This window comes from Aneurinibacillus thermoaerophilus (assembly GCF_900099925.1).
Taxonomy (GTDB): Bacteria; Bacillota; Bacilli; order Aneurinibacillales; family Aneurinibacillaceae; genus Aneurinibacillus; species Aneurinibacillus thermoaerophilus.
This window is the reverse complement of sequence record NZ_FNDE01000013.1, coordinates 41544-62386: the sequence shown is the minus strand read 5'-3', so window position 1 is coordinate 62386 and position 20843 is coordinate 41544. Positions and strand designations below refer to the sequence as shown.

Genomic DNA, 20843 nt, shown 5'->3' with positions numbered 1-20843 from the left:
ATGCTAATTCTATGAAGGAAAAGCTCCTCCATAAGTTTCGGAGGAGCTTTTTTCATGTCTAAGACTAAAGTTTGCATCGTATGTTATAATGAAGGAAAGACAAACAAAGCAAAGTTAGCTAGGCAGATTGTGCTCTTTGATAATATGCTCGAGCAATTTTTCGCAGGAGCGGCGGATAATGGTGTACGTTTCAAGGAACGCTTCATCACCGCGCGCCCATGGATCGGGAACGTCACCGGGGCCTTCAGGATCAAATTCGCGAAGCAGGTGCAAGTTTCCGTTTACTGCGCCCAAACATCGAATGTTGCTTTGGTTGGAAGCATCCATAGCAATGACATAATCCCACTGGGTCAAATCTTTTGTGGTAAACTGCCGGGCGAATTGTCCGGCCAGCGAAATCCCGTGTTTTTCCGCGACGCGTCTGGAACCTGGATCCGGCAATTTTCCAACATGATAACTCGCAGTGCCTGCCGAGTCGATGACGAAGTAATCCTCAATTCCTTTTTCTCTCACCAGATGCCGGAATACTCCTTCTCCCAGTGGAGAGCGGCATATATTTCCTAAACAGACGAAGATGACGCCTATTTTCTTTGTCTCCAAAAGAATCACTTCCTTATCTATAAAATTTCGTTACCATTATACCAAACGGCGCAGTTCCCAATATATCATAAGCTTTGAAATTCCACTATTAGACAGTACCTGTACCATTTGATATAATTGTATGGAGTTTTCATCTATTTAAAGTTTTTAATCAATGATTTATAAAAAATTCATAATTTAGGGTAGGGGGGAAAAGTATGGCGACAGTATACATGAATAATTATCTGATTGTTGCTATTTTTCTCTTTTTGGGTATTCTCTTGCCCGTGGGTGCGCTTACATTGGCGCGTTTTCTGCGCCCTAGCAATCCGACGGAGGAAAAGAGAAAAACTTATGAGAGCGGGGTGGAGCCGGTAGGGTCAAGCTGGGTACAATTTAACGTTAAATACTACATTTTCGCTCTTTTGTTCGTAGTGTTTGACGTAGAAACGGTTTTCTTATATCCTTGGGCGGTCGCCTATGACAGCCTTGGGTTATTCGCACTGGTCGAAATGGTTATTTTTATTGTGCTGCTTGTAATAGGGTTAATCTATGCCTGGAAGAAGAAGGTGTTAGAATGGAACTGAACTTGGAGGACATCAGTCTGGAAGAACGCAAAGAGCTTGAACGCAATGTTTTTTTCAGTACGTTTGAACAGTTAAAGGCTTGGGCCCGCAGCAACTCCATTTGGCCGTTAACATTCGGTCTGGCTTGTTGTGCGATCGAGATGATGGGCACAGGCGGTGCCAACTGGGATACGGATCGTTTTGGCGTGTTCTACCGGGCTTCACCGCGTCAGGCTGACTGTATGATTGTCTCTGGTACCGTTACAAAGAAAATGGCTCCACTTGTGCGCCGTTTATACGACCAGATGGCTGAGCCAAAATGGGTGATTGCCATGGGGTCATGCGCTACAGCCGGAGGGCCATATGTGCATTCTTATGCCGTAGTGAAGGGCGTGGATCAGATCATCCCGGTTGATGTGTATATTCCGGGTTGCCCGCCGAGCCCGCCTGCGCTTATTTACGGCATTAACAAACTACAAGAGAAGATTAGATACGAAGCAAAGACGGGGAAGAGGGTGACCGGTGAATGAGTGAAGAGAAGAAGAAGCCGACACCGGAAGAAAAAGCGAAAGCCGCTGCTGCAGCCAAAGCTGCTGCGGAGGCAAAGCGCAAACGCATGGAAGCGGAAGGAGCGGGAGGAAAAGCCGCTGAAGGGGACGCAGATGCAATTGCTAAGGCGAAGGCCGCTGCCGCTGCCAAAGCGAAAGCCGCCGCCGCAGCCGCGGCCAAGGCAAAGGCAGCAGGTACAACGGGCAGAGCAGAAGCGGACGAAGGCTCCAAAAAGCCGTCTCCAAAGCAGCCGGTACTTGATAAGATTGTGAAAGTTATAACAGAAAACTTTGGTACCGATGTGCTTGAGGATTCGTACATTAACGAGTTGAGCGAGCATATGCCAACCTTAATCGTCAAGAAAGAGAAATGGCATGACGTAGCTCGCTTGCTGCATGACCATGAAGAACTGGCATTCGATTATTTATCTTTAAGTCTTGGCGTGGATTATGAAACGTATATGGAGTCGATTGTGTACCTTTATTCCTACAAACAGCGGTACAATGTATGCGTAAAGGTAAAACTGGCTCGGGATAACCCAAAAGTCGCATCTGTTATGGATATTTGGGCAGGCGCCGATTGGTTTGAGCGCGAGACATATGATTTGCTTGGCATTACATACGAAGGTCACGCCAACTTGAAGCGTATTCTGCTCCCGGATAACTGGGTAGGACATCCGCTTCGCAAAGATTATGTACAATATGACGAGGAGGTGTGAGGAGGTGGGCACCAAGTCGGGAATCAGAACCGAAGAAATGCTGCTCAATGTAGGTCCTCAACACCCGAGTACGCACGGGGTGTTTCGTCTGATTGTCAAAATTGATGGGGAAACAATTACGGGGGCGACTCCGGTGATCGGGTATTTGCACCGCGGTACGGAAAAGCTGGCAGAAAACTTGAATTACACCCAAATCATTCCTTATACAGATCGGATGGACTATTTGTCCGCGATGACCAATAACTATATGATGGTGCATACAGTGGAGACGCTCATGGGGCTGGAAATTCCCGAGCGTGCCGAATATCTGCGCGTAATCGTGATGGAATTGCAGCGCATCGCCAGTCATATGGTATGGTTTGGCACATACTTGCTCGACATCGGGGCGTTAAGCCCATTTTTGTACGCGTTCGCGGACCGAGAGCGAATTCTTGCCCTTTTCAACGAATTGTGCGGCGCCCGCCTTACGTATAACTACATGCGTGTCGGCGGTGTGAAATGGGACGCGCCGGAAGGCTGGATTGATAAAGTGAAAGAGTTCGTTTCATACATGCGCGGACAACTGGAAGGTTACCATCAGCTTGTCAGCGGAAATGAGGTCTTCTTAAACCGTTTGAAAGGCATTGGTGTGATTACGCAGGAAGAGGCGATCAATTATTCGCTAAGTGGTGTGTTGCTTCGCTCCACTGGCGTGAAATGGGACTTGCGCAAAGATGCTCCCTATTCTATTTATGATCGGTTTGATTTTGAAGTGCCGACCGAGACGGCGGGCGATTGCTATGCCCGTTATAAGCTCCGCTTACGGGAGATGGAAGAATCTCTAAAAATCGTTGAGCAAGCGGCTGAGCAATTCCCGGCTGACGGCGAGATCATGGCGAAAGTTCCGCGCGTCATTCGTACGCCGCAGGGAGAGGCGTTCACTCGAATTGAATCGCCGCGCGGAGAGATTGGCTGTTATATCGCCAGCAACGGCAAAGATAAGCCGTACCGGATAAAGTTCCGCCGACCGTCTTTCGCGAACCTGCAGATTCTTCCGAAACTGCTGATAGGCAAAAACATTGCCGATATGGTGGCGATTCTCGGAAGCATTGATATTGTGCTAGGGGAGGTAGACGGCTGATGGGCGCTTATCTAGAACAGAGCCTGGGATGGCAGAACGGCTTTATTTTTGTTTTGTCTGCGGTCATTCTTCTGGCTATCGTACTTGGATTTGTAACGTATTCTATCTATTTTCAGCGTAAAATTCTTGGCTGGATGCAGCTTCGTATTGGTCCAAACCGGGTTGGTCCCTTCGGCCTTCTGCAAACGGTTGCCGACGTGCTAAAACTTTTGTTAAAAGAAGATATCATTCCGAAAGCGGCGGACAAACCGCTCTTTATTCTCGCCCCGGTGCTTGCATTTATGCCTGCGTTCGCTGTGCTGGCGGTGATGCCGTTTACCGAATCGCTTCATTTCGCCGATTTAGGTGTCGGACTACTGTATTATATTGCAATTTCCGGTATTACAGTGCTGGGGGTTGTTACAGGTGGGTGGGCATCCAATAACAAATGGGCGCTCATTGGCGCCATGCGTTCCGCGGCGCAGATGATCAGCTACGAAATTCCGCTCGTCCTGTCTGTCGTCGGCGTTATTCTTATGACCGGCAGTCTCAACTTGATTGATATTGTTGAGAAGCAAAAGGAAATGGGTATGTGGTTTTTTATTCCACAGTTTTTAGGGTTTGTGATTTTCATCATCGCGCAGCTTGCGGAGTTAAGCCGGACACCGTTCGACTTAACGGAGGCAGAATCGGAACTTATTTCCGGTTATCATGTTGAGTATAGCGGCTTCCGTTGGGCTTTCTTCATGTTGGCCGAGTATGTGTACATTTTTGCGATGGCATCGCTGACAACAGTATTGTTTTTAGGTGGATGGTTGCCGCCGTTTGAATTCCTCGGATTTATTCCGGGCATCGTTTGGTTCGCCATCAAGTTTTGCGCTATTGTCTTCTTTATTTTCTGGTTACAGGCGACATTCCCGCGGATGCGCGTTGACCAGCTTATGCAGATGGGGTGGAAAGTACTGTTGCCGCTTGCGCTTGTCAATATTTTAATCACCGCGGTGTTAAAAACAGTGCTATAAAAGAGGTGATATTATGCTAGGCTTTGCCAAGGGGATGGCTTACACGTTTAAACAGATGACCAAAAAGAAAGTGACCCATATGTATCCGGACCAGGAAATGGTGTGGCCGGAACGGTTTCGCGGCATTCAGCATTTCTCACCTGATAAGTGCATTGTGTGCAATCAGTGCGCCCGGATTTGTCCGACAGACTGCATTAATCTTGTCGGGAAGAAAAGCGATGATCCGAACAAAAAAGGAAAAGTCATTGATACGTACGATATTAACTTTGAAATCTGTATTCTGTGCGATCTTTGCACGGAAGTGTGTCCGACTGAGGCGATTGTGATGACAACCAACTTTGAGCTTGCAGCGTATAGCCGTGACGAGTTGTTCAAGAACCTCAAGTGGCTGGACGCTAATAATACGAATGTACGGGGAGGGAACGCATAGATGAGCGGAGAATTCATCGCTTTTTTTGTTCTCGCCTTGTTGACCATCGGGGGAGCGGTTTTTATGATTAGCTTTACCCGGGTTGTGCATATGGTAGTGGCGCTGGCGTTTACGTTTTTAGGTATTGCTGGGCTTTACGTGCTGCTGGAAGCCGAATTTGTCGGTGTGACGCAAGTGTTGGTGTACTCCGGGGCGATTTCTATTTTGATGCTGTTCGGTATTATGTTAACACGCCATGATGCGACGGAAGTAACAGAGAGAAAAGGGCCTTTTAAATACATTGCGTTTGCTGGGATCGCCGTGTTTTTTATCGTTGCATTCTTAGGTATTCAAAGCGCACATTGGGGCGATCAGCAGGCCGATTTCACAAAGCAGAACAATGTGAAAGAAATTGGAATTCAGTTATTCACCCATTACGTCATTCCGTTTGAAGCTGTCTCTGTTCTTTTGCTGGTCGCGCTTGTAGGAGCCATTATCTTGGCTAAGAAGGAGGCGGAGGACGAATGAGTATACCGGTTACTTCATATTTGCTGGTTGCGTTAATTCTTTTCTGCATCGGGTTGTATGGCGCGCTGACCAAGCGGAACGCCGTTATTGTGTTGTTGTCGATCGAGCTTATGCTAAATGCGGTCAATATTAACCTTGTCGCGTTTGCCAAGTATGGCATGTTTCCAAATATTTCAGGGCAGATTTTCTCGTTGTTCACCATTACGGTAGCAGCAGCCGAGGCGGCAGTAGGGCTGGCCATTCTCATTTCCCTGTACCGTAACCGTAATACTGTACAGGTTGATGAGATGGATTTGATGAAGCGATAGAATGGAAAAAGGACTGGTGAATATGGATATGATAGCGAATGCCTGGCTCATACCGCTCTTCCCGCTTATAGCTTTCGTGCTGCTTGTGGCTTTTGGTCGTCAATGGAAAGAAAGAGCGGCGTACGTCGGGATTCTGGCGACAGCTGCGTCGTTTGTGTTCGCCCTTCTGGTTTTTTTTGAGCGGTTTGTCGAGGGAGCCACAGATTATATCAATACAGATTTTCATTGGTTAACATTTGCCGGGGAGAAAATTACAATGGGCTTTGAGGTAAACCAGCTGAACGCAATGATGCTGGTTGTTGTCACACTCGTTAGTATGCTGGTTCACATTTATTCTCGCGGCTATATGCGCGGCGATGAACGTTTTCCGGTGTTTTATCAGTATCTTGCCCTTTTTACATTCTCCATGCTGGGCGTAGTGCTTTCGCCGAACATTCTTCAGCTGTACATATTCTGGGAGCTTGTCGGAGTATGTTCATTCTTGCTTGTAGGTTTTTATTTTTATAAACCGGAAGCGAGAGCGGCGGCGAAGAAGGCGTTTATCGTGACACGTATTGGAGACGTTGGGCTATTTATTGCGCTTGCGCTTATTTTTTGGTGGGTTGGCAGTTTCGATTACAGCGAAATTTTCAATAAGATCGCGGCGGGCGCCATTGAAGAATGGAAACTTACATTGCTTGGCATTTTGATTTTTGTCGGTGCGGTTGGTAAATCCGGTCAATTCCCGCTTCATACGTGGTTGCCGGACGCGATGGAAGGTCCGACGCCTGTCAGCGCGTTAATTCACGCCGCGACAATGGTGGCAGCAGGTGTGTATTTGGTGGCGCGGATGTATGATTTGTACCTCGCCTCGCCGGTAGCAACGGAGGTTGTCGCTTATATAGGCGGCTTTACCGCAATCTTTGCCGCTTCTATAGGTTTGACGCAAAGGGATATTAAACGCGTGCTCGCATATTCTACCGTGAGCCAGCTTGGTTACATGATGCTGGCGCTTGGCGCGGCGAGCGCGGCCGGCTATGTGGCAGGGACATTTCACCTGATGACGCACGCTTTCTTTAAAGCTCTATTATTCCTTGCGGCGGGCAGTGTGATTCACGCCGTGCATACGCAGGATATTTTTGAAATGGGCGGCCTATGGAAGAAAATGCGCATTACAGGTCCCGTCTTTTTGGTCGGTTGTCTTGCTATCGCCGGTATCCCACCTTTTGCCGGCTTTTGGTCCAAGGAAGAAATTCTCGTGGCAACGCTGGATTCCGGGCATATTGACTTGTTTGTCGTTGCGCTGATCGCTGCTTCGTTTACGGCGTTTTACATGTTCCGCCTCTTTTTCCTGACATTCGGTGGGCAGTCGAGGGGCGGAAGTCAGGCGCATGAATCACCCGGCGTTATGACGTTGCCAATGATTGTGCTGGCTGTGCTAGCTGTTATTGCTGGATTTATTAATACGCCATGGAAACCTGTCCTGGGAGAATGGTTGACGGAAGATATGACCGCGTTTCATGGTGGTACGCACGGTGCTGGATGGGTAACGATTGTGGCAATTGCGGTGTCTGTTGCAGGTATTGCGCTGGCCTGGATGATGTACGGCAGGGGCAAAATGCCGGCGGAAGGTACAGGTGGCGTGCTGTACCGGGTATCGTTCCGCAAATACTACATGGATGAAATATACGATACCGTATTTGTAAAACCGTTGCGCGCGATCGGAAAAGGACTCCATATATTTGACGTATGGGTTATTGATGGACTCGTGCGTCTCATTGCCGCGTTTACAAGGGGAATCGGCGGTGTGGGCGCAAGAATGCAAAACGGACAAATCCAGACATATGGAGCAATCGCCTTTATCGGGCTCGTGCTTCTAATTGTTGGTTTAACAATAGCAGGGGGGTATGTTGGGCAATGGCGAACTATTTTCTTATAATCCTAACATTTTCACCACTTTTGGGTGTGCTGTTGCTCGCTTTTATCCCGAAAAGCCTGCCTGGCACAGTCAAAGCGATCGGGATTCTGGCGACGCTCGTTCCGCTTGTGCTGACTTTCATGCTGTATGCTAACTTTAACTTGGTAGCGGAAGGCATGCAATTGTCACAGCAATGGAACTGGATTCGCATTCCGATCGGCGAACAGGCAATTCCGATTACATTTGAGGTCGGGGTGGACGGTCTGTCCATGCCATTGCTTGTACTGACGACTGTCATTAGTACAATGGCAGCGGTAGCGGCACTGAGCATTAATAAGCGCTGGAAAGAGTTTTACATTTTATTTCTAATCGTTGAGATGGGAATGCTTGGTGTCTTCTCTTCAACGAATCTGTTTCAGTTTTTTATCTTTTTTGAGTTTACTATTATTCCGCTATTCTTTATGATGGGAATTTGGGGATACATGGATCGAGAGAGGGCGGCCATGAAGTTCCTCCTTTATAACGGCGTAGGCTCGGCGATTATGCTTATCGTATTCGTAACGCTGTTTATTCTTGTAGGTACGTTGAGCATGGAAGAGATTAGGCAACTGTTAACCGATCCGATGTCGCCGCGTAATGTGCCCAATCTGCCAGGCTATATTCCGGATTCTATTCGTTTCGGCCTGTTCTTGGCCTTGCTGATTGCGTTTGCGATTAAGATTCCTGTCGTTCCGTTCCATACATGGATGCTTAAAGCGTACCAGGAAGCGCATCCGGCGGTCATTATGATTTCTTCCGGCGTGCTTATTAAAATTGGTGGCTACGCGCTTATTCGTATGAACGCAGCATTTTTCCCTGAGTGGATGAATCAACTGTCCACTCTTATCGCAGTATTGGGCGTGATTAATATTTTGTACGGCGCCGTACTTGCGCTTGTGCAGGATGAACTCAAGCAGATGCTGGCATACTCCAGCGTAAGCCATATGGGAATTATGTTGCTTGGTCTTGCCGCCACGAATCTTCAGGGTTTTCAGGGCGCGGTTTTCCAAATGGTATCGCATGGTCTTATCGCAGCCCTCATGTTTTATATGGTGTCGCTTGTGCATGAACGTACGGGCACAAGCAATATTCGTGAGCTGGGCGGGCTTGCGAAATCAATGCCGATGATCAGCGGGGTTTTATTGACCGCTATGATGGCTTCAGCTGGTCTGCCAGGTATGTCCGGATTTATTAGTGAATTTCTTTCCTTTGTCGGCTTGTTCGGCGTAAAGCCGGTGATCGCTGCTGTTGGCGCCCTCGGTCTTATCCTGACGGCAGCGTACTTACTGCGCGCGATACTTGGAACAACGTTTGGCCCTATTCAGCAGAAGCATGAGTCGCTGTCTGACGCACAGGCGATTGAAGTTGTTCCGATGGTTGTTCTGTTAAGCTTGGTTATCTTAATCGGTGTATATCCTGCCGTACTAAGCGAACCGCTGCAGACAACGCTGCAAAATATCGTGCCAAGGATAGGAGGGTAAAAGCCGATGAGTAGTGTTAGTAAATGGGGGAACCTTGCTCAATACGATTGGTCGGTGATGAGCCCTGAATTTATTATACTGGGTGTCGCTACACTCCTCTCGCTGCTTGATTTATTCATGAATAAAAAAGCCGACCGGCGCATTCTCGCCTGGATTGGATTTTTGGGAATCATCGTTGCGGGATATTTTGTAGTACGAAACACCGGCCAAAATGTTGTATCTATTCTTAACGATATGTACCGTGTGGATGGGTTCGCCAATGCGTTCAAGTTGCTTTTCTTAAGCGGTGTAGCCTTTGTGTTTCTTATTTCGCTTACCTATATCGATGAAAGTAAAAACATAAGATATTCAGGTGAATACTATTATTTAATTCTGACCGCCTTACTTGGCGCGATGCTGATGGCTTCTTCTTCCGACTTAATTACGTTGTTTGTAGGGCTTGAGCTTCTTTCGATTTCTTCCTATATTTTGGTCGGAACAAGAAAACAGCACATCCATTCCAATGAATCGGCGTTTAAATACGTTATTTCCGGTGGCATTGCATCCGCGATTACGTTGTATGGCATGTCATTTATCTACGGATTGACAGGCTCAACGAATCTGTATGTGATTGCTGAACGGTTATCGAGCGTCTTTTATGATGGCTTCGACTTTTTGGTTTATTTCTCGTTTTTCTTAATGTTTGTCGGCTTCGCGTTCAAAATATCTGTGGTGCCGTATCATATGTGGGCGCCCGACGTATATCAGGGAGCGCCGACGCCGATTGCTGCGTTTCTATCGGTTGTTTCCAAAGCGGCTGGCTTTGCGATTGTCTTGCGTGTTTTCCTCATTAGCTTTGGCAGTTTAGTTAGCTTTGACATGGAGACGGGTCAGCAAGGTTCCGTGCTGGTGAATACGCTTAGTGTTTACATTGCAATTGTTGCTGCGGCATCCATGATTATCGGCAATACGCTGGCCATGCGTCAGGTGAATATAAAGCGGATGATGGCTTATTCGGGCATTGCTCAGGCTGGCTATCTGCTTGTACCATTTGCTACGTTAACGGTGCTGATGTTTGAGCAAACAATGTTCTATTTGGTTGCATACTTGTTCGCCAATATGGGGGCGTTTGCGATTATTATGCTCGTGAATCGCGATCAGAAAACGGAAGATTTAAAATCATTCGCGGGTTTGTATCATCGGGCGCCGTGGATGGCTATTGCCATGACATTCTTCCTGCTTTCGCTTGCTGGTCTCCCGATTACGGCTGGATTCTTCGGCAAGTTTTACATTTTCATGAGCGCCATTGTGCACAGTAGTTACTGGCTGGCAGGTATTATGCTCGCGACCAGCGTAGTGTCTTACTATTATTATTTTGGTGTGATTCGCCAGATGTATATGCGTCCAGGCAAAACGGAAGCTCCTTTGAAAGTTCCGGCTTCCATTGGTTTGGTTGTATTGATTGCGCTTGTTGGCACAGTTGCAGCTGGCATTATGCCAGATCCGGTCATGCAATATATTCACCATAAGTTTCCGCTGCAACAAATGTTTCAACCTGGTGGGCAGTGAATAGAGAATAAGTCATTGAAGAATGTTCCTCTATGCTTATTGTGATACAATAAGCGGGGGACATTTTTTTTTTTCGTTGCCTTTTTTCATGTGGAGCGTGTGGGGCGGAGGGAGAGAAAGAGCGGCAACGCCTGTGAGTTTGTTTATTATAATTATATCAAGGAAGTGAGACGAACATGGCAGTAGCAGGAATGATCAACATTTTACTGTCGCTTGTGTGCATTGGCTTGAGTTTCTGGGCGCTACAGGCGTTTCGGTTTGATCTGTTTGTGGCAAATCCGAAAGGCGCGCGCGCCAAGTTGCTGCAAATTTTTTTGTCCATCTTTATCGGGCATGGTGTTGCGTCTTTTTTCACCGACTATTTCGGCTGGACACAGTTGCTTCGTCAATTTTTCTAAACATTTGACAGTATAGGGTTCCCGTTTTTCGCGCAGACTGAGTAGTAAAACAAGAGAAACGGGAGAGGAAAATATATGAGAATGACGGAAGTATGGAAATATATCGGGGTAGCGGGAATTTTTATGTTATTTTTGCTACTGGCGTACCCTGTATTAGCGGGGATGTCTGTATCTTTAGCATCACGAGAAGCGATTGCTAAGCGGGCTTTTTCCGATGCGGAGACATTGCTTGCGGCTGTTGAAAGCACAGGCGCATCCATTCGTGAGGTACAGATACGATATAAGCAGGTCGGCCTTCGTTTTCAAGATGAGCAGGACGTGGAGCTTTTTTTGCAAGCCATTGCCAGACAGGTCGGTTTAGTATCTTGGAGGGAAGAGCAGCGGGACGACGGCGTGCGTATATACCGTGGTGAGCGAAAGAGCAATGAAGACATTGAACTAATTGCATATGTGAGCGTGTATGTTTCCGCGCAGGGGAAAGACATGCACGGTAATTTGGGGCTAACGTTCCGGGGTAAAGAAAACCAGGTACGGGTCATGAAGCACATGATCGCGGAATATATGCAAATTCCTGCAAATAGTTCTGAGCTACCGCAAATTATCTCTTGTGTTAGGGGAATTTATAATGGTAAACTGGAAAATGACTTGCAAAAGAAGAAAGTCAGACAAATACTGGCTTTTCTCGACGGAACAATGGTTGAAAGCTTGGAAGAAGAAACGGTCCTTAGCTATTCAGTTTATTCGCCCCTATTTAATACAGCTATTAAAACAAACCATCGCTCCATGAACTTGCAAGTTGCAACCCATTATGATAAAAACAATCAAGAAACGATGATAATAGCAGGAATACCAATTATTACAGTGGAATACTAGCATAGGACGCGGGGGGAAATGTAACGTGGACAAGATTATTATCCGCGGTGGACGACGTCTATCGGGAAAAGTACGGGTACACGGCGCAAAAAATGCCGTATTGCCCATCATTGCAGCATCGATTCTGGCAGAAGAGGGAGTAAGTGTCATTCATGACGTTCCTGGACTGGATGATGTTTATACAATTAGCGAAGTGATTCGTGCACTGAATGTAGATGTAAAATACGACAGTAAAGCTGAAGTATTGAAAGTAGATGCGAAGAATTTATCAGAAGTGGAGGCGCCGTACGAATGGGTTCGTAAAATGCGCGCTTCTTTCCTTGTTATGGGCTCGCTTTTAGCCCGAAAAGGGAAAGCGAAGATTCCGCTTCCGGGTGGCTGCGCGATTGGTTCGCGTGGCATTGACCAGCATTTGAAAGGCTTCGAAGCCATGGGCGCAAAGGTGGAAATCGGTCAGGGTTACATTTTTGCCAGTACGGATGGCCGCCTGAAAGGTACGAAAATTTATCTGGATATTCCGAGCGTTGGAGCCACGGAAAATATTATGATGGCAGCGACGCTTGCGGAGGGTACCACGATTATCGAAAACGTGGCGCAGGAGCCGGAAATTGTCGACCTGGCGAATTATCTGAATGCGATGGGCGCACGCGTACGTGGAGCGGGAACGGATACGATTCGCATTGATGGTGTGGAGCGCTTGACTGGTGCCGTACATACTGTAATTCCTGACCGGATTGAAGCCGGCACGTTTATGGTGGCGGCTGCGATTACGCGTGGCGATGTGTTTGTCGAGAACGCCATCGCCGATCATTTAAAACCAGTTGTAGCAAAAATGCGCGAAATGGGCGTCATTATTGATGAACTGGAAAACGGTGTCCGCGTGTACTGCGGCCCGGAACTGAAATGTGTCGATGTCAAAACGTTGCCGCACCCTGGCTTCCCTACTGATATGCAAGCACAGTTTATGGCGATGATGCTGTCCGCCAAAGGTACCAGCATGATTACCGAGACGGTATTCGAGAATCGTTTCATGCATGTCGACGAATTTAAGCGTATGGGTGCCAATATCAGGATTGAAGGGCGTACCTCAATCATAAACGGCGAGGCGCGCTTGACGGGTGCGAAAGTAAAAGCGACTGATCTGCGGGCCGGGGCGGCGCTCATTCTTGCCGGACTTATCGCGGAAGGTGAGACAGAAGTGACGGAACTGCACCATATTGACCGCGGATATGTGGATATCGTAGGCAAGCTTCGCGCGCTGGGCGCGGATATTGAGCGCCACAGCACACCGGTTGTGCAGCTTGTAAAGGATGAAGTGAGCGAAGGAATAGCTATGGCTGCTTCTTCTACAAAAGCGTCCCTTGCCTAAGCGCATTTTTGTACTTATTTGATTCTGGTTTTATTGGAGAAAAGAAGTCCCTTGAAAGTTCACAGTTTTCAAGGGATTTTTTTATCTAAAAACAGGAGAGGAGGAGTGTGAATAATAGGGAAAGAAGCGTTGTTTGGCTATTCCCTATTGCAAAACTAAAAGAAGAGGTGGAAAGTTTGGTATTTTACATTTCGATTGCAGTAATCGTTGCTTTTGTTGTTTGGGGAGGTCTGCTGCCTGAAAGTCTTTCGCAAGCGGCTGACCAGACACTAGAAGTCATAACCAGGGATTTCGGCTGGTTTTATCTATTGGCAGCTTTTTCGTTCTTAGTATTTGCGCTTTATTTGGCTTTTGGAAAATATGGACAAGTGAAATTGGGAAATGATGATGATGAACCAGAGTATTCCAATCTGACATGGTTTGCAATGCTGTTTAGTTCCGGGATGGGGATTGGACTTGTGTTCTGGGGGGTTGCGGAACCGCTCAGTCATTATGTGACTCCACCCACCGGAGAAGGGCAAACAGCGGAAGCGGCGCGTCAGGCGATGCGTTATTCTTTTTTTCACTGGGGTTTGCAGCCGTGGGCGATTTATACCATCATTGCGTTATCGCTTGCCTACTTCCAATTTCGTAAAGGACAAAAAGGATTGATCAGTGCAACGTTTTATCCGTTATTAGGCGAAAAAGTAAAGGGGCCTTTGGGTAAGCTGATTGATATTCTGGCTATTATTGCAACCGCATTCGGAGTCGCCACCTCCCTTGGTCTTGGCGTTTTGCAAATTAATGGTGGCCTTACTCATCTTACCGGGATAGCTAATACGACCACCACACAAATTATCATTATTGCTGTTGTTACCGTGTTGTATTTGCTGTCGGCGACAACAGGGCTTGATCGTGGGATTAAACTATTGAGTAATACCAATTTGATACTGGCGTTCAGTTTGTTGGTTTTTACATTATTGGTAGGACCGACTTCGTTTATTTTTGATACGTATACAACTACGCTAGGAAATTATGTGCAAAATTTAATTCAGATGAGTTTACGGCTTACACCATTTACGGAAGGCACATGGGTGGCAAATTGGACGCTATTTTATTGGGCGTGGTGGATTGCGTGGGCTCCATTTGTCGGAACGTTCATTGCGCGTGTATCCAAAGGCAGGACGATTCGCGAGTTCGTGCTTGGTGTTATGCTTATTCCGAGTTTGTTTAGCTTTCTCTGGTTTGCTGTTTTCGGTGGAACGGGCCTCTATCAAGAAATTTTTATGGGGGCACATTTAGCCGAAATTGTCCAAACAGATGTGACGAGACCTTTGTTTGTCATGCTGGAGAATTTGCCGCTAGGCTCTATTCTTGCCGGGATAGCGACGTTGCTTATTATTACATTTTTTATTACTTCTGCAGACTCCGCAACGTTTGTCCTAGGGATGCTCTCTTCTAATGGCGATTTGCATCCATCCAACAAAGTCAAGGTGATTTGGGGGATTCTGCAATCTGTGGTTGCCATTGTGTTGCTTATTAGCGGAGGGCTCGAAGGATTGCAAACGGCATCCATCGTAACGGCATTGCCGTTCGCCGTTATTTTAGCTGCAATGTGTTTTTCTATTATGAAGGCACTTCAGGAAGAGGAAAAAGAAAGAAAACGTGGCGAACGGGCTTTACGTAAAAAGCTAGAGGCATTACTTGATGAACAATAAGAAAAAAAGGAACAGGCATGTGAAAGATAAGCCTGTTCTTTTTATTAGATGCATATTTCTCTTCTTGCGGCATAGTTTTGTAGAGAAAGAAAAGTTGTCCAACTGGTATCCGGAAGGGGAGAAACATGAAGCCGATTTTCTATATCGCCCTTGCTATTGTCATCATTCTGCTTGCGGTTCCGTCGACGCTTGTCCTTATTTATTCTGGATCTGATGAGCAACCCCGGCCCGCGTCTGCTATCAGAAAAAGCGCAGCTCCAAGGACTTCACATACGACACAGAAGCCGGTTATGCATATTAACTTTTCGATTAAAGTGTTCCGGGTCGAAACCGGGAAAATTGAATCAGTTCCGCTTGAAGACTACGTGAGCGGTGTTGTGTCGGGCGAAATGCCCGCCGAATTTGAAATGGAAGCGCTCAAAGCCCAGGCTCTTGCCGCTCGCACGTATATCGCGCTCCGTCTTGCCAAAAAAGATTTCAGCGATGTTCCAAAAGGCGCACATGTGACTGATACGGTAAAACATCAAGTGTATATCGACGAAAAACAAAAAAGGGAGCGGTGGGGGAGTTCATATACGTGGAAGGAGGCGCGTATTCGGCAGGCGGTTGAGGAGACATCCGGACAAGTTCTTACGTATCAAAATGAACCGATTAATGCCACTTTTTTTGCCACAAGCAATGGTTATACCGAAAATTCCGAGGACTATTGGGGATACAAACTTCCGTATCTTCGCAGTGTAAAAGTGCCCTGGGACGCCAATGCGCCGCGCTATCAGGAGACGGTAACAATGTCTATTGACCAACTTGAAAAGAGGTTAAAAGTAAAGATTGCCCAACCTGTCGCCGCAGGCAATGATTCCTGGAACAAAACTATTTCCCGTACTGCCGGACAGCGCATAAAAGAGATCAAAATCGGGGACAAAGTATTTACCGGACGCCAGGTGCGTGAGCTTCTCGGCCTCAATTCTTCGCACTTTTCATTAAGCATTAAAGGACAAAACGTCGTCATCCGCACGTTTGGATATGGCCATGGAGTCGGGATGAGTCAGTGGGGCGCCAATGGTATGGCGAAAGAAGGAAAAACGGTAGAGGAAATTGTCAAATATTTTTATAAAGGCGTTAACATTGAAAATGGAGAGAAGTGGATAAAGTAGCGTAATAAAATAAGCAAAAAAGAGTAAAGCTTGTGCCCAATTTTCGTCTTTTTTATGCAAAAAACTTCTCTCCTTATGTTTATTCCCTCATATTCCTGTCAAAACTGGATGCTGAGGTGATAAACAATGGATGAAAAAAGAAAAGCTACTGAAACATCCTCTCCAATTCAAAAAGTACAATCCGGTGGCTGGAGACGTATCTTGGGCAAAAAATGGATTTTTCCCGCAATGTATATGGGAATTGCAGCTATTATTCTTGCGGGCGTAATGTGGTATCAAAACAGCAAAGATTTCTCAAACAATACAGGGGTGCCACAGAAGGCTACGCCGGAAGTGACACAGCCGCAGCAGGTGGCTGAGGTTAAGCAGAATGAACAGTCTGCTGTACCGGTGAGCGTATCCGACAAACCGCTCGCTTGGCCGGCAAAAGCGGATGAGACCGAGAAAGTTATGGGGTTCTATGATGACACATCTGACAAAAAAGAACAGGAAGCCGCGCTTATTCAGTATGACAACTCTTACTGGCCGAACACAGGCATCGCGATTGCGAGCAAAGATAAGAAATCTTTTGAAGTTATGGCCGCAGCCGCCGGTAAAATTGTAAAAGCGGAGCGTGACCCGATGCTCGGTTACCAGGTAGAAATCGAGCATAAGAACGGACTTTCTACCGTATATGCCAGCCTTGAAGATGCTAAAGTGAAGGTTGGCGATACGGTCGATCAGGGTACAATACTTGGAATGGCGGGTCGCAACGTATTCGAAAAAGCACTCGGCATCCATCTGCACTTTGAGGTGCATAAAAATGGAGAAACAGTACCGCCAGAACAATATCTGCTGAAAAAAGAAGACACGCCTTCGGCAAAATAAAACGAAAATAAAAGAAAATGAAGAAAAAAGGCTGAATAGTACATGCTATCAGCCTTTTTTCGCATATATGCGCACTTGCCTCAATATAATGTATCAGACCACTGACCAATTAGCATTAGGAGGCGAGAAGCGTGCACGATTACATCAAGGAGCGGACGATGAAAATCGGCCACTACATTGTGGAAACGAGAAATACCGTTCGCAAGATTGCCAAAGAGTTTGGCGTGTCGAAAAGTACGGTGCACAAAGATTTGACGGAACGACTGCCTGAAATCAATCCTGAACTGGCCAATGAAGTTAAAGAAATTCTCGAATATCATAAGTCGGTACGTCATCTAAGAGGGGGAGAAGCGACTAAGATTAAGTACAAACGCAAAAGCAAGGCATATCGGAAGAAGGAGGCCGAAGAGCTTGCCTAGGAGAAAATTCTCCTTGTGACAGGACAATATGCGTAGTACAATATTCTGATGATATAATAGTTACAGGGAGGCTCTCACATGATGGGCAGAGATATCGGAATTGATTTGGGCACGGCCAACGTCGTCATTTATGTAAAGGGCAATGGCGTTGTGCTTGATGAACCATCGGTTGTAGCGATTGATACCTATACGAAACGGGTGCTGGCCGTCGGGGAAGAAGCCCGCCGCATGGTTGGTCGCACGCCGGGAAATATTGTAGCTATCCGCCCGCTAAGAGACGGGGTGATTGCGGACTTCGAGATTACCGAGGCGATGCTTAATTATTTTATTAAGAAGATAGGCGTCAAAGGTTTCATGGCTCGGCCGCGTATCTTGATCTGTACACCGACCAATATTACTTCCGTCGAGCAAAAAGCGATTCGGGAAGCGGCGCAAAAATGCGGAGCGCGTGAAGTGTTCCTCGAAGAAGAACCTAAAGTGGCCGCCGTAGGCGCCGGGATGGACATTTTCCAGCCGTACGGTCATATGGTGGTCGACATGGGTGGCGGGACGACCGATGTAGCCGTGCTTTCTATGGGAGACATCGTCACCGCCTCTTCTATTAAGATGGCGGGGGACAAGTGTGATCTCGCTATTATGAAATACATTAAAGAAAAGTATAAGCTTCTTATCGGGGAGCGTACTGCCGAAGATATTAAAATCCAAATCGGCACGGTGTTTCCCGGATCGCGCAAGGAAGAGATCGATATTCGCGGCCGCGACATGGTGACAGGTTTACCGCAGACGCTCACTGTCACATCTGAAGAGGTATGTGAAGCGTTACAGGAAGTCGCTCAGGCTGTTGTGATGGCTTCGAAGAATGTGCTGGAGCGCACGCCACCGGAACTGGCGGCTGACATTATTGACCACGGCATTATGCTGACGGGGGGCGGAGCGCTGCTTCATGGTCTGGATCGTTTGCTGAGTGAAGAACTAAAAGTGCCGGTGCTCATCGCGGAGAGTCCGATGGCCTGCGTAGCGGTAGGGACAGGCATTATGCTGGAGAATTTGGACAAGTCTCCGCAGCGGAAAATGCGTAAAAAGATTTTTTCGTAAGTATAGATTCCGTAGGTTTTTTGAGATTGATTTGCTATAATAAATAAGACGTATTTACGTCGCTTGCCTTTATCTGTCATGGAGGAAAACAGGGGGAAAGAACATGCTGCGTGGACTAGACGCTGCCGCTTCAGGCATGATTGCTAATCAGGCGCGGCAGGACGCGTTAACGAACAATTTGGCAAATGTGAATACACCGGGGTATAAAGCGGATAACTCCACATTCCGCACGTTCCCCGAGCTATTGCTGGAACGCATTCGCGACACGGCCGGTGGAGTGGCGGGGCTGCCCGCGTTTCCGGGCTCGAAGCAGGTGATTGGCCGCCTTTCGCATGGAGTATACAATCAGGAATTAGTGCCTAATTTTGCACAGGGAGATATCTTTGAGACAGGAAAAGTGCTGGATATCGCTTTGGTTGACGGGGGAATTCCGACTATCGAAGTGGACGGCAGGCAGGTACAGCCCCGCATGTTTTTTGCGGTTCAAAAGCCGGGTGAAGGCGGAGGTCCTCCACAAGTCTACTATACACGTAGCGGGAATTGGACGATGAATGCCGCTGGTCAACTAACCACAATGGAAGGATATCCAGTACTGAATGCGGCTGGTCAGCCGATTAACTTGCGCGCGCTTCTCGGGGACGCGCCGTTGAATAAGGAGAACTTGCAGGTTACGTCCGACGGGAGATTGATCGCGCTGGGAAATCCGGGCACTGCTCCCATACGACTGGGTATTTATCGAATCGATAATCCGACAGCAGATCTTGTGAAAGAGGCGGATACGACCTTTCGTTATACAGGAAATGGAGCGCCGACTTTGTACAATCCGGCGGTTGATCCGGCTGTTTCCATCAAGCAGGGATACATTGAACGTTCCAATGTTGACGCCGGCAGAACGATGATTGATTTAATGGCGGTGCTTCGCAGCTATGAAGCGAATCAGCGCGTGTTGCAGGCATATGACATTACGTTGCAGAAGCTGAATGAAGTCGGGAAAATCGGATAAGAAGGTGTAAGTGATGAACCATTCTATGATTAACTCTGCTTCCGCCATGCGGGCGACGCAGCTGCGCATTGATACAATTGCGAATAATTTGGCTAATTCCGATACTGTGGGGTTCAAGAGCCAGGATACGACGTTTGAAACGCTCTTGGTTCGTCGATTGAACAATCAGCCTTACGCGCGATATGAGCCTAGCCGCTTAACGCCGTTTGGCACCCGACCGGGATTCGGAACGAAAGAAGCGATGCTGCAAACCAACTTTGCTTCAGGAGCCATCAAGAAGACGGATGTGCCTACTGATTTGTACCTTGAGGGGGAAGAGGCGTTTTTCCGCGTACAGCGGTTGTCGCCCAACGGTGCTCAGGCGCTTTTCACCCGGGACGGCAATTTTAAGCTTATACCGTCAGGAAACTGGCTTCAGTTGGTAACCGGCTCCGGCGATTTCGTAATGGATGATGGCGGCGATCCCCAGCCGATCCGTATTCCCGTCGGCGCTACGCATTTTACAGTGAAGGCGGATGGACGGATTACATATCGTTTGAACGGTATGGAGCAGGAGGGACCGCGCCTCGGGGTATACACGGTGCAGAACCCGAATATACTAGAACGGGTCGGAGAGAATTACTATGCAATACCGGCTGGGGCGGAGCTTAACGAATACGCGCGGCTGAGCAACCCGGCGGGCATGACGCTGCAAGCGGGCCTAGCGGTTCGCCAGGGCGGCCTTGAAATGTCCAACGTCGATCTGCGTAAAGAGATGACTTCGCTTATTGAGGCGCAGCGGGCGCTCCAATTTAACGCGCGGGCGCTTTCATACAACGATCAGATGATGGATATTACTAATCGAATTTTTAGAGGTTGATAAGATGCCAGAACAACATAAACAGCCGTCTAGCTCCGCAGTTTCAGCTGCGGCGGCCGCCCGGGAGTATCCACGGAAAAATAGAGCATCCCGGAAAAAAAGAGCAAAGAGAAGGGAAAGCATGCCGCTACTTCTCAAAATTACACTTGTGCCTTTTCTCTTATTTATCGCTCTGTTGGCGGGCTTAATTACGGGATACAGCATTCTGGGCGACGGCAACGCCTTTGAAGTGTTTGATATAAAAACATGGAAGCACATGTATGATCTTGTGTTCGGATAAAAGAACACTTTTCTTTTTTTTGATAGGAATTATTTAAAAATTATTATAAGTCAGGGGAGAACTTTGCGGTCTGAAGCCGGATAAGG

The 20843-nt window shown here is 47.4% G+C and carries 23 protein-coding genes; 22 read left to right on the top strand and 1 reads right to left on the bottom strand.

Annotation, left to right across the window (positions count from 1 at the left end; genetic code table 11):
- Positions 1-114 precede the first annotated feature (114 nt).
- Positions 115-609 carry a low molecular weight protein-tyrosine-phosphatase gene (locus BLR88_RS08700; RefSeq protein WP_236781941.1) on the bottom strand — a complete coding sequence of 165 codons (495 nt, stop codon included), beginning with the start codon at positions 607-609 and terminating at the stop codon, positions 115-117.
- A 188-nt stretch (positions 610-797) separates the two neighbouring features.
- Here BLR88_RS08700 and BLR88_RS08695 point away from each other — a divergent pair, with 188 nt between their 5' ends.
- From BLR88_RS08695 to BLR88_RS20105, 22 genes are all read left to right on the top strand, one after another.
- Positions 798-1166, top strand: coding sequence for an NADH-quinone oxidoreductase subunit A (locus tag BLR88_RS08695; RefSeq protein ID WP_057897412.1), 369 nt, complete (start codon positions 798-800; stop codon positions 1164-1166).
- A complete protein-coding gene (locus BLR88_RS08690; RefSeq protein ID WP_057897413.1) occupies positions 1157-1675 on the top strand; it encodes a NuoB/complex I 20 kDa subunit family protein in 519 nt (172 codons plus the stop codon). The genes BLR88_RS08695 and BLR88_RS08690 overlap by 10 nt, the downstream gene beginning before the upstream one ends.
- Positions 1672-2412, top strand: coding sequence for an NADH-quinone oxidoreductase subunit C (locus BLR88_RS20365; protein ID WP_057897414.1), 741 nt, complete (start codon positions 1672-1674; stop codon positions 2410-2412). Before BLR88_RS08690 ends, BLR88_RS20365 begins: the two co-directional genes overlap by 4 nt.
- 37 nt (positions 2413-2449) lie before the next feature.
- Positions 2450-3532 (top strand): NADH-quinone oxidoreductase subunit D, encoded by a 1083-nt coding sequence (locus BLR88_RS08680; RefSeq protein WP_236781999.1) that lies wholly within the window; start codon positions 2450-2452, stop codon positions 3530-3532.
- Positions 3532-4533, top strand: a complete 1002-nt coding sequence (nuoH, locus tag BLR88_RS08675) for an NADH-quinone oxidoreductase subunit NuoH (RefSeq protein WP_057897416.1) — start codon at positions 3532-3534, stop codon at positions 4531-4533. Before BLR88_RS08680 ends, nuoH begins: the two co-directional genes overlap by 1 nt.
- A 13-nt stretch (positions 4534-4546) precedes the next feature.
- Positions 4547-4963: an NADH-quinone oxidoreductase subunit NuoI gene (gene nuoI / locus BLR88_RS08670; protein ID WP_057897417.1), complete on the top strand. Its 417-nt coding sequence runs from the start codon at positions 4547-4549 to the stop codon at positions 4961-4963.
- Complete coding sequence (locus tag BLR88_RS08665; protein ID WP_057897418.1) at positions 4964-5470, top strand: NADH-quinone oxidoreductase subunit J; 507 nt, start codon at positions 4964-4966, stop codon at positions 5468-5470.
- The gene (gene nuoK / locus BLR88_RS08660) at positions 5467-5778 is read left to right on the top strand and encodes an NADH-quinone oxidoreductase subunit NuoK (RefSeq protein WP_057897419.1); all 312 of its coding nucleotides are present in this window, start codon (positions 5467-5469) and stop codon (positions 5776-5778) included. The genes BLR88_RS08665 and nuoK overlap by 4 nt, the downstream gene beginning before the upstream one ends.
- Position 5779: 1 nt before the next feature.
- A complete protein-coding gene (gene nuoL, locus BLR88_RS08655; protein WP_408863263.1) occupies positions 5780-7696 on the top strand; it encodes an NADH-quinone oxidoreductase subunit L in 1917 nt (638 codons plus the stop codon).
- Positions 7675-9195 carry a complex I subunit 4 family protein gene (locus BLR88_RS08650; protein ID WP_057897420.1) on the top strand — a complete coding sequence of 507 codons (1521 nt, stop codon included), beginning with the start codon at positions 7675-7677 and terminating at the stop codon, positions 9193-9195. The genes nuoL and BLR88_RS08650 overlap by 22 nt, the downstream gene beginning before the upstream one ends.
- 6 nt (positions 9196-9201) lie before the next feature.
- On the top strand, positions 9202-10743 hold the full coding sequence (gene nuoN, locus BLR88_RS08645; RefSeq protein ID WP_057897421.1) for an NADH-quinone oxidoreductase subunit NuoN: 1542 nt from the start codon (positions 9202-9204) through the stop codon (positions 10741-10743).
- A gap of 176 nt (positions 10744-10919) precedes the next feature.
- Positions 10920-11141: a DUF1146 family protein gene (locus BLR88_RS08640; RefSeq protein WP_057897422.1), complete on the top strand. Its 222-nt coding sequence runs from the start codon at positions 10920-10922 to the stop codon at positions 11139-11141.
- A 75-nt stretch (positions 11142-11216) separates the two neighbouring features.
- The gene (locus tag BLR88_RS08635; protein WP_057897423.1) at positions 11217-12014 is read left to right on the top strand and encodes a YwmB family TATA-box binding protein; all 798 of its coding nucleotides are present in this window, start codon (positions 11217-11219) and stop codon (positions 12012-12014) included.
- A 25-nt stretch (positions 12015-12039) separates the two neighbouring features.
- Positions 12040-13383 carry a UDP-N-acetylglucosamine 1-carboxyvinyltransferase gene (gene murA, locus BLR88_RS08630; RefSeq protein WP_057897424.1) on the top strand — a complete coding sequence of 448 codons (1344 nt, stop codon included), beginning with the start codon at positions 12040-12042 and terminating at the stop codon, positions 13381-13383.
- 176 nt (positions 13384-13559) lie between these two features.
- Entirely contained in the window at positions 13560-15080 is a 1521-nt protein-coding gene (locus BLR88_RS08625; protein ID WP_057900206.1) for a glycine betaine uptake BCCT transporter, read from the top strand.
- 125 nt (positions 15081-15205) lie between these two features.
- Positions 15206-16234 carry a stage II sporulation protein D gene (gene spoIID, locus BLR88_RS08620; RefSeq protein ID WP_057897425.1) on the top strand — a complete coding sequence of 343 codons (1029 nt, stop codon included), beginning with the start codon at positions 15206-15208 and terminating at the stop codon, positions 16232-16234.
- 126 nt (positions 16235-16360) lie between these two features.
- Positions 16361-17101 carry a M23 family metallopeptidase gene (locus BLR88_RS08615; RefSeq protein WP_057897426.1) on the top strand — a complete coding sequence of 247 codons (741 nt, stop codon included), beginning with the start codon at positions 16361-16363 and terminating at the stop codon, positions 17099-17101.
- Between the two features lie 131 nt (positions 17102-17232).
- A complete protein-coding gene (gene spoIIID / locus BLR88_RS08610; RefSeq protein WP_057897427.1) occupies positions 17233-17520 on the top strand; it encodes a sporulation transcriptional regulator SpoIIID in 288 nt (95 codons plus the stop codon).
- Between the two features lie 78 nt (positions 17521-17598).
- A complete protein-coding gene (gene mreB / locus BLR88_RS08605; protein WP_057897428.1) occupies positions 17599-18615 on the top strand; it encodes a rod shape-determining protein in 1017 nt (338 codons plus the stop codon).
- 103 nt (positions 18616-18718) lie between these two features.
- On the top strand, positions 18719-19618 hold the full coding sequence (locus tag BLR88_RS08600; RefSeq protein ID WP_057897429.1) for a flagellar hook-basal body protein: 900 nt from the start codon (positions 18719-18721) through the stop codon (positions 19616-19618).
- A 13-nt stretch (positions 19619-19631) separates the two neighbouring features.
- The gene (locus tag BLR88_RS08595; protein WP_057897430.1) at positions 19632-20477 is read left to right on the top strand and encodes a flagellar hook-basal body protein; all 846 of its coding nucleotides are present in this window, start codon (positions 19632-19634) and stop codon (positions 20475-20477) included.
- Between the two features lie 4 nt (positions 20478-20481).
- Positions 20482-20757 (top strand): DNA-directed RNA polymerase subunit beta, encoded by a 276-nt coding sequence (locus BLR88_RS20105; protein ID WP_057897431.1) that lies wholly within the window; start codon positions 20482-20484, stop codon positions 20755-20757.
- Positions 20758-20843: the final 86 nt, after the last annotated feature.